At 59.9% G+C, this 13,537-nt stretch carries 11 protein-coding genes; all 11 read right to left on the reverse strand.

The annotated features are described in order from the left end of the window. Positions 1–122: 122 nt before the first annotated feature. Complete coding sequence (locus BK659_RS12605; protein ID WP_123425392.1) at positions 123–1,145, reverse strand: ABC transporter permease; 1,023 nt, start codon at positions 1,143–1,145, stop codon at positions 123–125. 69 nt (positions 1,146–1,214) lie between these two features. After that, positions 1,215–2,780 carry a sugar ABC transporter ATP-binding protein gene (locus BK659_RS12610; RefSeq protein ID WP_123425559.1) on the reverse strand — a complete coding sequence of 522 codons (1,566 nt, stop codon included), beginning with the start codon at positions 2,778–2,780 and terminating at the stop codon, positions 1,215–1,217. A gap of 70 nt (positions 2,781–2,850) precedes the next feature. Next, a complete protein-coding gene (locus BK659_RS12615; RefSeq protein WP_123425393.1) occupies positions 2,851–3,777 on the reverse strand; it encodes a sugar ABC transporter substrate-binding protein in 927 nt (308 codons plus the stop codon). Positions 3,778–4,131: 354 nt separating this feature from the next. Next, positions 4,132–5,184, reverse strand: coding sequence for a Gfo/Idh/MocA family protein (locus BK659_RS12620; RefSeq protein ID WP_123425394.1), 1,053 nt, complete (start codon positions 5,182–5,184; stop codon positions 4,132–4,134). A gap of 144 nt (positions 5,185–5,328) precedes the next feature. Further along, on the reverse strand, positions 5,329–6,189 hold the full coding sequence (locus tag BK659_RS12625; RefSeq protein ID WP_123425395.1) for a sugar phosphate isomerase/epimerase family protein: 861 nt from the start codon (positions 6,187–6,189) through the stop codon (positions 5,329–5,331). A gap of 124 nt (positions 6,190–6,313) precedes the next feature. Beyond that, positions 6,314–7,324 carry a bifunctional inositol 2-dehydrogenase/D-chiro-inositol 1-dehydrogenase gene (gene iolG / locus BK659_RS12630; protein ID WP_123425396.1) on the reverse strand — a complete coding sequence of 337 codons (1,011 nt, stop codon included), beginning with the start codon at positions 7,322–7,324 and terminating at the stop codon, positions 6,314–6,316. Between the two features lie 34 nt (positions 7,325–7,358). Then, positions 7,359–9,290 (reverse strand): 3D-(3,5/4)-trihydroxycyclohexane-1,2-dione acylhydrolase (decyclizing), encoded by a 1,932-nt coding sequence (iolD, locus tag BK659_RS12635; protein ID WP_123425397.1) that lies wholly within the window; start codon positions 9,288–9,290, stop codon positions 7,359–7,361. Between the two features lie 137 nt (positions 9,291–9,427). Then, on the reverse strand, positions 9,428–10,249 hold the full coding sequence (locus BK659_RS12640; protein WP_123425398.1) for a TIM barrel protein: 822 nt from the start codon (positions 10,247–10,249) through the stop codon (positions 9,428–9,430). Positions 10,250–10,276: 27 nt separating this feature from the next. After that, positions 10,277–11,779 carry a CoA-acylating methylmalonate-semialdehyde dehydrogenase gene (locus BK659_RS12645; RefSeq protein WP_123425399.1) on the reverse strand — a complete coding sequence of 501 codons (1,503 nt, stop codon included), beginning with the start codon at positions 11,777–11,779 and terminating at the stop codon, positions 10,277–10,279. A gap of 30 nt (positions 11,780–11,809) precedes the next feature. Beyond that, positions 11,810–12,619, reverse strand: coding sequence for a 5-deoxy-glucuronate isomerase (gene iolB, locus BK659_RS12650; protein ID WP_123425400.1), 810 nt, complete (start codon positions 12,617–12,619; stop codon positions 11,810–11,812). After that, positions 12,616–13,509 (reverse strand): myo-inosose-2 dehydratase, encoded by an 894-nt coding sequence (gene iolE, locus BK659_RS12655; protein ID WP_123425401.1) that lies wholly within the window; start codon positions 13,507–13,509, stop codon positions 12,616–12,618. Before iolE ends, iolB begins: the two co-directional genes overlap by 4 nt. Between the last annotated feature and the right edge of the window lie 28 nt (positions 13,510–13,537).

Below are 13,537 nucleotides of genomic sequence, written 5' to 3' on the forward strand. Positions count from 1 at the left end.
GCCGGACCTGTGGGAGCGATCTTGCTCGCGATGCAAGCGCTGCGGTTTTCCTGGAACACCGCGGTGATGCTATCGCGAGCAAGCTCGCTCCCACACAAGCATTGCTCCCATGGGGGGGCAGTTCAGCGCTTGAGTTTGCGCTTGTTGCGGTATTGGTCGATGACCACCGCGACCACGATGATCAGGCCTTTGATGATGTCCTGGATGTAGGCGTCGACACCGACGAAGGTGAAGCCGCTGGCCATCACCCCGAGGATCAGCGCGCCGATCACCGTGCCGGTAATGCGCCCCACGCCGCCCGCCAGGCTGGTACCGCCGATCACCGCTGCGGCAATCGCGTCCAGCTCATACGACATGCCCATCCCGGCCTGTCCGGTTGCAGCACGGGCCGACGCCACCACGCCTGCCAGTCCCGCCAGCAACCCGGCGATGCTGTAGACGATCACCAGATGGCGTTTTACGTTGATCCCGGAGGTGCGCGCCGCCTGCATGTTGCCGCCGATGGCGTAGGTGTATTTACCGTACTTGGTGTAGCGCAGTGCGATGTGGAAAATCACCGCCACCACCAGAAAAATGATCACCGGCATCGCGCCATGGCCGATGGCCGTGTAGGAATCCGAGAGCATGCTCACTGGCTGGCCTTCGGTGTAGTAACGCGCCAGGCCACGGGCCGAGACCATCATGCCCAGGGTGGCAATGAACGGTGGAATCCCGGTGATGGCAATGATGCTGCCGTTGATTGCCCCCGCCAGCAGCCCGACCCCGAGCCCGGTAATCACCGGTATCCACACCGGCAAGTCGGTCAGCGACGGAAACACCGCCCGAGCGAAATCCGAGGTCTGCGCCAGGCTGGCGGCGATCATCGCCGATAAGGCCAGCACCGAACCCGACGACAGATCGATGCCGGTGGTGATGATCACCTGGGTCACGCCAATCGCCAGCAGGCCGATGATCGACACTTGCAGGATCATCAAGACCAGCCGCTGGGAGTTCATCAAAAAGCTCTGGTCACGCACAATCCAGCCGAACACTTCAAAGACCAGACCGATGCCGATCAGCACCAGAAAGATGCTCAGCTCGGTCGGTAAGCGCCGGCGACTCTTGACCGGCGCCGTTGCAGGCTTGTTTTCCAGTATCGCGTTCATAACCACTCACCCTTCTATCGCGTTGCCGGGTACGGAGGAAACCGCCACCAGCCTCAATTCGTTGAACATCTAGTGAACCGCGGTCATTCCAGAGGCCAGTTGCATGACCCGCTCCTGAGTCGCCTCGCTGCGGTCGAGCGTGCCCATCAGGTCGCCCTCGTGCATGACCATCACCCGGTCGCTCATGCCGAGCACTTCCGGCAGCTCCGAAGAAATCATGATCACCGCCATACCTTCACTGGCGAGATAGGAGATCAGTCGGTAAATCTCGGCTTTGGCGCCGACATCAATGCCGCGGGTCGGCTCGTCGAGAATCAGGATTCGCGGATTGGTCATCAGCCAACGGGCGAGCAAGGCTTTTTGCTGGTTGCCGCCGGACAAGGTGTCGATGCACTGCTCAAGCGACGGGGTTTTCACCCGCAACTTCTTGCACATGTCTTCGCACAGGACGCGCAAGGCTTTCTGCTGGATGAAGCCGTTGCCGACGTAATGCGGCAGCACCGCCATTTCCATGTTTTCCAGCACCGACAGGCACGGGAACAGGCCACTGAGCTTGCGATCCTCGGTGAGCAACGCAAAGCCCCTCTCGATGGCCATGTGCGGATCGCTGATGCGTACCGGTTGGCCGTCGAGACGGATTTCACCGCCGTCGCTCGGGGTGATGCCGAAAATCGCTTCGGCGACATTGGTCCGGCCCGAGCCCATCAGCCCGGCGATGCCAAGGATCTCGCCGGCATGCAGGTCGAAGGAAACACCCTGGAAGACCCCGTCCAGACGCAGGTCCCGCACCGACATCAGCAGATCGCCAATCGGCTTTTCGCGCACCGGGAATAACTGGCTGAGTTCACGTCCGACCATCATCGAGATCAGGCTGTCGCCGTCCATGCTGTCGGCCCGTTGCAGGCCGATGTAGGCACCGTCACGGAACACCGCGACTTCGTCGGCGATGCTGAACACTTCATTCATTTTGTGGGTGATGTAGATGATGCCCTTACCCTGGGCCTTGAGGTCGGCAATGATCGAGAACAGGTGGGCGACTTCCTTGTCGGTGATCGCCGACGTCGGTTCGTCCATGATCAGGATGTCCGAGTCGTAGGACACCGCTTTGGCGATCTCGACCATCTGCCGCTCGGCGATGCTCAGGTTGCCGACCTGTTCTTCCGGGTCGAGGTTGATCCGCAGCCGTTCCAGCAATTGCGCCGTGCAGCGGTGCATTTCCCGGTGATCGATCATGTGGAAGCCGTTGAGCTGCTCGCGACCGATCCAGATGTTCTCGGCGATGCTCATGTGCGGCATCAGGTTGAGTTCCTGGTGGATCATCGCGATCCCGGCCTGCAAGGCTGCCAGCGGCGTATCGAAGGTCACTGGTTTACCGCGCAGACGCAGCTCACCGGCGTCCGGCTGATAGATGCCGGCAATGATTTTCATCAGGGTGGATTTGCCGGCTCCGTTCTCGCCCATCAAGGCCAGCACCGAACCCGGACGCACCCGCAGCTGGACATCGGACAAGGCCACCACACCGGGGAAACCCTTGCTGACGTTGATGATCTCCAGCAGGTACGGCTCATCGACAGGTACGACGTTTGGCTGGATACCCACCAACGGGGTGCTCGAAGCAGTCGCTGAAGCGAACATGATCAGGTACTCCATCAGCAAGGTTGGCAGTGCCACCTTGCATGCTTATTGTTGTTATTGAACGGACTGACTATTTGAACTGGTCAACGTTTTCCGGGGTGATCAGGCGATACGGTACCCACACCGCCTGCTCGACCGGTTCGTTCCTGGCCATCTTCACGGCCGCGTCGATGGAGCCGACAGCCTGGCCTTTAGCGTCCTGGAATACCGAGACCGCCAGATCACCTTTCTTCACGGCGCGCAGGCCGTCGGGAGTACCGTCGACACCGGCGATCAACACACTACCCTTTTCCACCCCGGCCTGTTTCAGAGCCATGGCAGCACCGATGGCCATCTCATCGTTATTGGCCACGATGGCGTCGAATTTGCGGCCCTGGGTCAGCCAGTCGTTGACCAGGGTCATGCCTTTATCGCGTAACCAGGTCCCGGTCTGCTCTTGGTCGATCTTGATGCCCGGGTACTTGGCCAGCACCTCTTTGACGCCTTTGGTACGGTTGGTGGTGGAGTTGTTGGCGAGGTCGCCCAGCAGGATCACGATGTCACCCTTGCCTTGCATTTTTTCGGCGAGGTACTGCATCTGCATCTGGCCGGCTTCCAGGTCATTGGAGGCCACGGTAATCACGCCTTTGGGCAGGTTCAGGTCATCCGGACGACGGTTGACGTAGACCAGCGGAATCCCGGCCTTGACCGCCGCCTCGGTGATTTTTTTGGTCGCGGCGGTGTCCACCGGATTGACCACGATGGCATCGACCTTCTGGCTGATGAAACTTTCGACCTGGCTCAGCTGCTTGACCACGTCGCTGCGAGCATCTTCGAATTGCAGTTTGACGCCATCGGGCATGGACTTGGCTTGCTTGTCCATGGATTCACGCAGGTAAGTCAGCCAGGTGTCATCGAATTGCGACATGCTTACGCCAATCTTCAGGTCAGCGAACGCAGCACCGCTGGCAAGCATCAGGGACAGGGCAAGTGAGGCGAAACGGATCTTGGTCTTCATGAAAAGTCTTTCTCCACATTTTTGTTGGTTTTATGGATAAGGCGCAGGACATATTCAGTGAGTGGGCAAGCGAACGATGGGTGCACCGGGAATGCAGCACACCAGGGCGCCTTTGCGTTCAATGCAAAGGAAACCGGAAAGAGAAAGGGTTTGAACACGAGGCAGGAACGCGTTACGTAAAACGTGCAGAGCAGAGCTGAAGGTTTTCATCGGCGGTACCTATCGGTGTTTCTTGTTTTTTGTTCGCCCTCCCCGCACTCAAGGCTGGCTTGAGGTCGATCGGGACGTTGATAGTCGGTAACCTGGAAAAGACTTTATTGGAATTTAATTTCCATATCAACTCATTTTAGAATTTTATTCTGATTTTATTCCATGGCCGCACACAGGGTTCATTTCAATCACCTGATGGCGTTCGAAACTCAGCCGTGCGGTGTCTAGAACGCGGGTAGTCGCCAGTGCGTCACGGGCCTCGACCGGCAGTGGGCCAGCGCCTTGCAACGCGGTTTGCAGCTGTAAATAGAACTGATGCCAGCAACCACGCTCAGACGGAATCCGCTCGCGCTCTGCACCGTGCTCGAACCAGCCCCAGCGGCGATGCTCTTCAACACCCCAGCGATCACCTTCGGATTTTGGCGTCAGCCCGGCCAGCGCCAAGGCCTCTTGCCCGTCCAGACCGTCGACGCTGTAAGTCCCTTCTGTGCCGTTGACCCGAAATCGCGGCTTAAGATTGTTCTGCAGGCAACTGCCGCTCAAGTGCGAGATCACGCCGTTGGCATGGGTCAGCGAGAGGAAAAAGCCGTTGTCGTAACGCTGAGCTTCAGTGAGGTAATCCAGTTCGGCGTAGACCCGCGTCACGGGTCCGAACAGTTGCAGCGCCTGATCCACCAGATGACTGCCCAGATCGCGCAGGAATCCGCCACCGCTGCCCTTGCCCACCGACAGCGGCGAACAGCGTTCTACGCTGGATTCAAAGCGCGTGACCTGGCCCAACGCACCGGAGTCGATGAGTTTGCGTACCGTAAGAAAATCCGAATCCCAGCGCCGGTTCTGATAAACGCTGAGCGGGACCTTGCGCTGCTCAGCGGCTATCACCAGCGCTTCGGCCTGCTGCGCATCGGCGGCGAAGGGTTTGTCGCAGACCACCGCCACTCCGTGTTCAATGGCTTCAAGCACCAGCGCCGCTCGCCCCTCCAGCGTGGTGGAAATCACCAGCACATCGACCCCGGCTTCCACCAATTGACCAATGCTGTCGAAGGCCGGGACACCTGGGTGTTCAGTCGCCAATAACTGACGGCGCTCGGAGGAACGCGTGACCACGCCGACGAACGTCGCCGCTGGCAAACTGCTGATCAGCGGCGCATGGAAAAACCGACCGCCATGGCCGTAACCGACAAGTCCGATTCGCATGAAGCTTTCCTTATAAATAGTCGCCGGTTGGCAAGGCCCTTGTGGGAGCGAGCTTGCTCGCGATGCAGGCGATGCGGTTTATCAGAGGCAGCGCGTTGATCCCATCGCGAGCAAGCTCGCTCCCACAGGATTTGTGTTCAGTGCTCAGCGGCACAACTCGCGAGTAACGCGCTCCAGCATCATCCGGTTGGACTCGTCCGGGCGATCTTCCCAGGCGAATACCGAGACCGTGGCGATGCCGTCGAACTTGATCTCGCGCAGGGTGCTGAAGAACACTTCCCAGTCGACCTCGCCCTGACCGATGTCCAGATGCTGGTGCACGGTGGCCGTAACACCCGGCGGGTTGACGATGTAGCGCAACCCCGATGAGGCCTTGTGGTTGTAGGTGTCGGCGATGATCAGGTGGCTCAGCTTGGAGCCTGCGTACTTGAGCATCGAGGCGATGTCGCCTTTGCCATCGTCGTAGAAAAAGGTGTGCGGCGCCGCATAGAGGTAGTTGATCCAGTCGCGATCGAGGCCACGAATGATGTCGACCGACTCGTTATTGCGCTCGCAGAAGTCATAGGGATGCGCCTGGATATCGAGCTTGATGCCTTCGCGTTCGAACTCGGGAATCAACTCATCCATGGAACGCATGAACTGATTTTCACAAACCAGCGGGTTGTCCGACTGACCGGTGAATTCAGTGTTGACCAGTTCGCAGTCCATCTCGACGGCAATCTGGATCGCGCGCTTCCAGTTCCGCACCGCCGCCACCCGCAAACCCTCATCGGCGGCGGCCCAGTGGTACATCGGGAGTAAGGACGAGAGCTTCACCCCGGTGTCGCTCAGGGCCTTGCGAAACTCCTTGATCCGCGCCTTGTCGACGCGCGGGGCCTTGTAGAACGGCAGAAAATCTTCCCGAGGCGAAAGCTCGATGTGCTCGTAACCCAGCTCGGCGACCTTGTCGACCATCTTGCCCAGGGACAGAGTGCGGTACATGTAGGGGTCTAGTGCGATGCGCATTTTTTTGTTCTCCGCGATCACCTGTGGGAGCGAGCTTGCTCGCGATGACGGCGGCACATTCAACATCAATGTTGGCTGACCTTCCGCTATCGCGAGCAAGCTCGCTCCCACATTGGGATGTGGGTTAGCCGTAGAAGTGTGGGCGGTCTGGCAGACCGACTTTTACGATCTGGCCGCTCTGCTGTGCTTCGATGCAGGCATCCGCCGCTACCGCCGCCGCAAAACCATCCCACGCCGACGGTCCGCCAACCTGTCCGGCGCGCACGCCATCGATGAAGGCCTGCAACTCGACGTCGTAGGCCGCGATGAAGCGGTCCTTCCAGTCCATCAGAATCGCGTTGGACAGCTTGGCCCCGCTGCGCATCTGCACCTGTGACGGCTCCGGCAGCTTGGCAATGCCGGTTTCGCCAACCACTTCGCACTGGATGTCATAGCCGTACTGGCAGTTAACAAAGACTTCGACGTCGATCCGCGTGCCCTTGGCGGTTTCCAGCAGGACGATTTGCGGGTCTTTCAGATGGGTGTGGGCCTTGCTGGTCTTGCGCGGAAACACCACTTGTACCGACACATAATCGTCGTCGAGCAACCAACGCAGCACATCCAGTTCATGGATCAGCGTGTCGGTGATCGCCATATCGGTCTTGTAGTTCTCGCCCACGGTCGGGTTGCGATGCGCGCAATGCAGCATCAGCGGCTCGCCGATCTGGCCGCTATCGATCACTGCTTTGAGTGCTCGATAACCCTCGTCGTATGGGCGCATGAAACCGACCTGCACCAGACGTTTGCCGTGGGCCACTTCGGCCTCGACGATCTTGCGGCAACCTTCGGCAGTCACCGCCAGCGGCTTCTCGCAGAACACCGGTTTACCCGCCGCAATCGCCGCCAGCACAAACTCTTCGTGGCTCGGTCCCCAGGAGGTGACCAGAATCGCTTCGACTTCCGGCGCCTTGATCAGCGCGTGACCGTCCGGGTACACCTCGGCGGTGAGTTTCAGGTCGGCAACCACTTTGGCGGCCTGCTGCAAATTAATGTCGGTGACCGCCACCACCTGGCTGTTGAGCAGGGTCTGGCTGCAACGACGGATGTGATCCTGACCGATAGCGCCGGTACCGATGACGCCTAGCTTTAAAGACATGCGAAGACTCCTTCCTGTTGAGATGGCAGAGCAATCAGTACTGACGGGCCTTGGCCAGTCGTTCATTAAGGGTTTTGGCCACTGCGTCAGTGCGAGCGCTGGTGGAAACTTGCGCCACGCCCACCCGCCACCAGGACAGGTATTTGTGGATCATGGTCTTGGGCAGAACCTTGATGTCGATCAGCGTCGACACCGTCTGCAACCGCGCATCGGCCAGCGCCGCTTGCAGTTGCTCGACGGTATTCACCTTGTAGGTCTTGCAGCCGTAAGCCGCCGCGCTCATGGCAAAGTCCACCGGAACAAAACCGCCATCGAGCTTGCCGGTTTCAGGGTTGCGGAAGCGGAACTCGGTGCCGAAGCTGTCCATGCCGTGTTCCATCTGCAAATTGTTGATGCAGCCGAAGGTCATGTTGTCGAGCAGGATCACGTTGATCTTGCGCCGCTCCTGGATCGAGGTCGCCAGCTCTGAGTGCAGCATCATGTACGAGCCGTCGCCCACCAGCGCATAGACCTCACGCGCCGGTTCGGCGAGTTTCACCCCGAGTGCGGCATTGACCTCGTAACCCATGCAGGAATAACCGTACTCGACGTGATAGGTGTTCACGCCCTTGCTGCGCCAGCTGCGTTGCAAGTCGCCAGGCAAACTGCCGGCAGCCGCGACGATCACCGCATCATCGGCAAGGGTTTCGTTCAACACGCCGAGTACACGGCTTTGGGTCAGGCAGGAACCGGTCAGCTCGATAAATTCGCGCAGCACCGCCGGGTCCATGTGGTCGTTGATTTCCGGGATGAAGTCCTCGGTCTGGTATTCGATCTGATAGACCCGATCGACCTCTTCATCCAGTTGCGCCTTGGCCTGACGCGGTTGATCGCCCCAGCTGGAGCGGTAATCGGCCAGCGCTTCGGACAATGCCTGCAAACCGGACCTGGCATCGGCCAGCAACTGCACGCCATCGAGTTTCAGTGCATCGCAAGGGCTGATGTTCAGGTTGAGAAACTTCACCTCGGGATGCTGGAACAGCCATTTCGACGACGTGGTGAAGTCCGAGTAGCGGGTGCCGATCCCGATGATCAGATCGGCTTCCTTGGCCAGCAGATTCGCCGCCAGGCAACCGGTTTCGCCGATCCCGCCGACGTTCAGCGGATGACTGGAAACCACCGCACTCTTGCCGGCCTGGGTCTCGGCGAACGGAATGTCGAAACGCTCGGCAAACGCCTGCAACGCCGCATTCGCTCCCGAATACTTGACCCCGCCCCCGCAGATGATCAACGGCTTGCGCTTGCCTTTGAGCAATGCCACGGCGTCGCCGAGCATGGCTTCGGTGGCCGGACGACGGTCGATGCGGTGCACGCGCTTTTGCAGGAAATAATCAGGGTAATCGTAGGCTTCGGCCTGCACGTCTTGCGGCAAGGCCAGCGTCACCGCGCCGGTTTCTGCTGGATCGGTAAGCACGCGCATGGCGTGGATCGCAGCGCTCATCAGTTGTTCGGGACGGTTGATGCGGTCCCAGTATTTGCTGACCGCTTTGAAGGCATCGTTGGTGCTGATGCTCAGGTCGTGGAACTGCTCGATCTGTTGCAGCACCGGGTCCGGTTGCCGACTGGCGTAGACATCGCCGGGCAACAGCAGCAAGGGAATGCGGTTGGCGGTGGCCGTCGCCGCAGCGGTCAGCATGTTCGCTGCGCCGGGACCGACTGATGAAGTGCAGGCGTAGATCTTGCGCCGCAGATTCTGTTTGGCAAAACCGACGGCCGCGTGGGCCATGCCCTGTTCGTTGCGGCCTTGATGGACGATCAGGTCGCCGCTGTCCTGCTCCAGCGCCTGGCCGAGGCCGAGCACATTGCCGTGGCCGAAAATGGTGAAGATCCCGGCGACGAATTTGCTTTGAACCCCATCGACCTCGACGTATTGGTTATCGAGGAATTTCACCAGGGCCTGGGCCATGGTCAGTCGTGTTGTGGTCATGTGCGATCCTTCAATATACGAAGAAACCTTGTGGGAGCGAGCTTGCTCGCGATGGGCGCAACACGGTGGAGCCTGGTACATCGCCATCGCGAGCAAGCTCGCTCCCACAGTTGATCTCCATCAGCCCGATAGCGGTGTCAGGCCAGGGATTTCTGCAGGTGATCCATGCTCGCGCCGATCGCTGATTGAATATCCGTCAGCCCATGCACGCTGTCGGCAAACGGTTCGAACGACAGGTAACCGGTATAGCCGGTGCTGAGCAACGTATCGATCTGCGCCGCGTTGCCAAGGATGTCGCCCTCGCCCACCAGCACCCGATGGCCGTCGCGGATGGTCGCCAGTGGTGCTTGCGCGTCCTCGACACCGGAGATGTGCACCAGCCCGGTCAGCTCAGGGAAAAACTCATACTCACTGGCCAGATGATGGTGGAAGGTGTCGTGCACCAGACGGAACACATCCAGCCCGCCAATCGCCTTGATCGCGTCCACTGCCGTGCGTTTACGCCGCAGTGAACACTCTTCGAAGCCCAGTGGTTCGATAAAACCGAGAATCCCGTACTCGCGCAGGATCGGCGCCAGTTCGCTCAACGCGGTGCGCAGGCCGACGCTGCGTTCAGCTTCGTTGCGCGGGTCGGCGCGATCATTCAGCGGGCACATCACCAACCCTTGCGCGCCGCAATCACGGGCATAGGCGGCGAGTTTCAGGGTTTGCGCACGGCGCTCGTCGTTCCACACATCGAACGGGTACAGCGCGTTGATCGACAGCACACTGATCCCGTTGGCCCGGCACAACTGACGTACGCGCTCGGGCAGCGTGCCGTCTTCGATTTCAATACCCTTGAGGTCGTTGCGGATCTCGATGGCATCGGCTTTCAGCGTGACCGCCAGTTCAATGAATTCGGGCAGTGACAAACGTGGGGCGACCATACGGTTCAGGGCGAAACGCAGGGGCTGGCTCATTATTCTTGTTCTCCGCACTCAAGTTGATTATTTGGCAGTGGGCATGCTGAATTCGGGGCCTTTGGCGATGCTGTCCGGCCAGCGCTGCATGACGCTTTTGTATCGGCTGTAGAAGCGAATGCCTTCTTCGCCGTAGGCATGGTGATCGCCGAACAACGAGCGTTTCCAGCCACCAAAGGAGTGCCAGGCCATGGGCACCGGAATCGGTACGTTGATGCCGACCATGCCGACTTTGATGGTGCGGGCAAACGCCCGGGCAATCCCGCCGTCGCTGGTGAAGCAGGACACACCATTGCCGAATTCGTGGGCGTTGATCAGCGCCACGGCGCTGGCGAAATCCGCCACCCGGACAATGCCCAGCACCGGACCGAAGATTTCCTGCTGGTAGATGCTCATCTCGGTCGTGACCTTGTCGAACAGCGTCGCGCCGACAAAGAAACCGTTTTCCGCGCCCGGCACTTTGAAGTTCCGGCCATCGACGATCAGTTGCGCGCCCTGGGCCACGCCTTGATCGATGAACCCTTCGACCTTGGCCTTGTGCTCGGCGGTCACCAGCGGGCCCATGTCGCTGTCGCCCTGCATACCGTTGCCGACCTTCAGCTGATCGATGCGCGGCAGCAGTTTGGCAATCAGTTTGTCGCCAACGTCGCCTACAGCCACGGCAATCGAAATCGCCATGCAGCGCTCACCGGCCGAGCCGTACGCGGCGCCAATCAAGGCATCGGCGGCCTGATCCAGATCGGCGTCGGGCATCACGATCATGTGGTTTTTCGCCCCGCCCAGCGCTTGCACGCGCTTGCCACGGGCCGTGGCTTGCTGGTGGATGTACTCGGCAATCGGCGTCGAACCGACAAACGAAATCGCTTCGATGTCCGGGTGCTGCAACAAGGCATCGACCGCGCCCTTGTCGCCCTGCACCACATTGAACACACCGTCCGGCAACCCGGCCTCGCTGAGCAAACGCGCCATCAGCAAACTGGCCGACGGATCACGTTCCGAAGGCTTGAGGATGAAGCAGTTACCGGTGACCAGCGCCAGCGGAATCATCCACAGCGGCACCATCACCGGAAAGTTGAATGGCGTGACCCCGGCGCAAACGCCCAGCGGCTGACGCAGGTTCCAGTTGTCGATGCCGCCACCGATGTTGTCGCTGAATTCGGTTTTCAGCAGGTTCGGCGCACCGCAGGCGTATTCGACGATCTCGATGCCGCGAGTGACTTCGCCCTTGGCGTCGGAAAAGACTTTGCCGTGTTCACGGCTGATGATTTGCGCCAGCTCATCGTGATGACGGTCGAGCAGTTCCTTGAACTTGAACATCACCCGCGAGCGGCGCAGCGACGATTGCTCGGACCAGGCCGGGAATGCCCGCAGAGCCGAAGCCACCGCTTCATCGACGGTCTGCTGGCTGGCCAAGCCGACCCGCGCCTGAATGGTGCCAGTGGCCGGATTGAAGACATTGCTGAAGCGCTCACTGCCAGTGTCCTGCACCTGGCCGTTGAGGTAGTGGCCGATAACCGGGACGTCGCTCATTGTTTTTGTTCTCCAGTCAGTCTTCAGAGTTCAGAGGTCCAGCAGCCAGCTGTGCTGCGGATCGTTATGGAATTGCCAGACGCGTTTCGGGCCGGCCATCACGTTCAGGTAATACGACTCGTAGCCATAAGGCACGCTGACCGGGTGATACCCCTTGGGCACCACTACCAGATCGCTGTTTTCCACGGCCATGGCCTGATCGATGGAACGGTCATCGGTGTAGACCCGCTGAAAAACGAAGCCTTGCGGCGGGTTGATCTGGTGGTAATAGGTCTCTTCGAGAAAGCTCTGGTGCGGCAGGTCGTCGGTGTCGTGTTTATGCGGCGGATAGCTCGACGAATGCCCGGACGGCGTGCGCACTTCCACCACCAGCAGCGAATGCGCAGGCTCGGTGTCCGGCAGGATGTCGCAGACGTAACGGGTGTTGGCGCCCTTGCCACGGATGCTACGCTTCATGCTTTCAGGTGTGATCAGCCGTGGGCCTAAACCTGCCGATGTCGAGCCGGGAGCGGCGCACACGGCAATCTGTACATCGCTGAGGGCAACTACCTGCGCCTGACTGCCGGGCGGCAGGTAAGCGGCGAACGGTGATTTGTCTTCGAACACCGAATGGCGTTCGCCGATGTTGTCCCAGTTGAACGCACCCTGCCCCGGTGCCTCACCGCTGACGTCGACCCGGCCGCTGAGCAGCACCAGACACAACTCTTTGTCACCTGCACTGACCGGCAAGGTTTCGCCGAGGCTCAGGCGGTAGGCCGAGAAACCGACGTATTCCAGCGCGCCGGCAGCCAACTCGACCATGGTCCGGCCCTTTGCGTTGCTCTTGACCAGCAGGCTCATTGTCCGGTCCTCTGATCGAGCAAGGCGCGCAAGGTCTCATAACCCTTCTTGGCATAAACGTAGCTAGGCGCGACGGCCGGATCCTGCTCGGCTTCGACCACCAGCCAGCCGTGATAATTGGCGGCCAGCAACACATCGAGCAGCGCGGCAAAGTCGATATCACCGTCGCCCGGCACAGTGAACGTGCCGTTGATGATGCAGTCCGGGAAGCTCCAGAGATTGTTGCGCGCCAGTTGCACCACCGGTTTACGCACGTCCTTGAAATGCACGTGGCAGATGCGCCCGATGTGTTTGCGCAGCACCTCGAGCGGTTCGCCACCACCCATGTAGCAATGGCCCGAATCGAACAGCAGACCGACTTCGCTGCCGGTCAGCGCCATCAATTTATCGATGTCCGCCGGCGATTCGACGTAGGCGCCCATGTGGTGGTGATACGCCAGACGCACGCCCTGGGACAGGGTGAAACGTGCCAGCTCGGTGAGTTTGTCGGCGTATTCCTGCCAGGCCTGCTCGGTGTGAAAACGCGGGCGCTCGACCAAAGGAACAGGTTGGCCCTGGATCGAATCGGCGACTTCGCCATACACCAGCACCTTGGCGCCGTTTTTCGCCAGCAACTCGACATGACTGCCGATGGCGTCGATTTCTTCAGCCACCGAACGCCGCGCCAGGCGGCTGGAATACCAGCCAGAGACCAGCGCCAGGTCATAAGGCCGCAGCACGTCGGCCACACCTTTGGCGTCCTTGGGGAACTTGCCGTTGAGTTCAAAACCTTCGTAGCCAATTTCCTTGCCTTCGCTCAGCGCAGTGCTCAGCGGCGTTTCCCCACCGAGGGCCGGCAGGTCGTCGTTGCTCCAGGAAATCGGGTTGATGCCAATTCGGATAGCGGGCATGGCTGCACCTTTTATTGTTTTTACATTA

Source organism: Pseudomonas brassicacearum (assembly GCF_003732225.1).
Classification (GTDB): domain Bacteria; phylum Pseudomonadota; class Gammaproteobacteria; order Pseudomonadales; family Pseudomonadaceae; genus Aquipseudomonas; species Aquipseudomonas brassicacearum_E.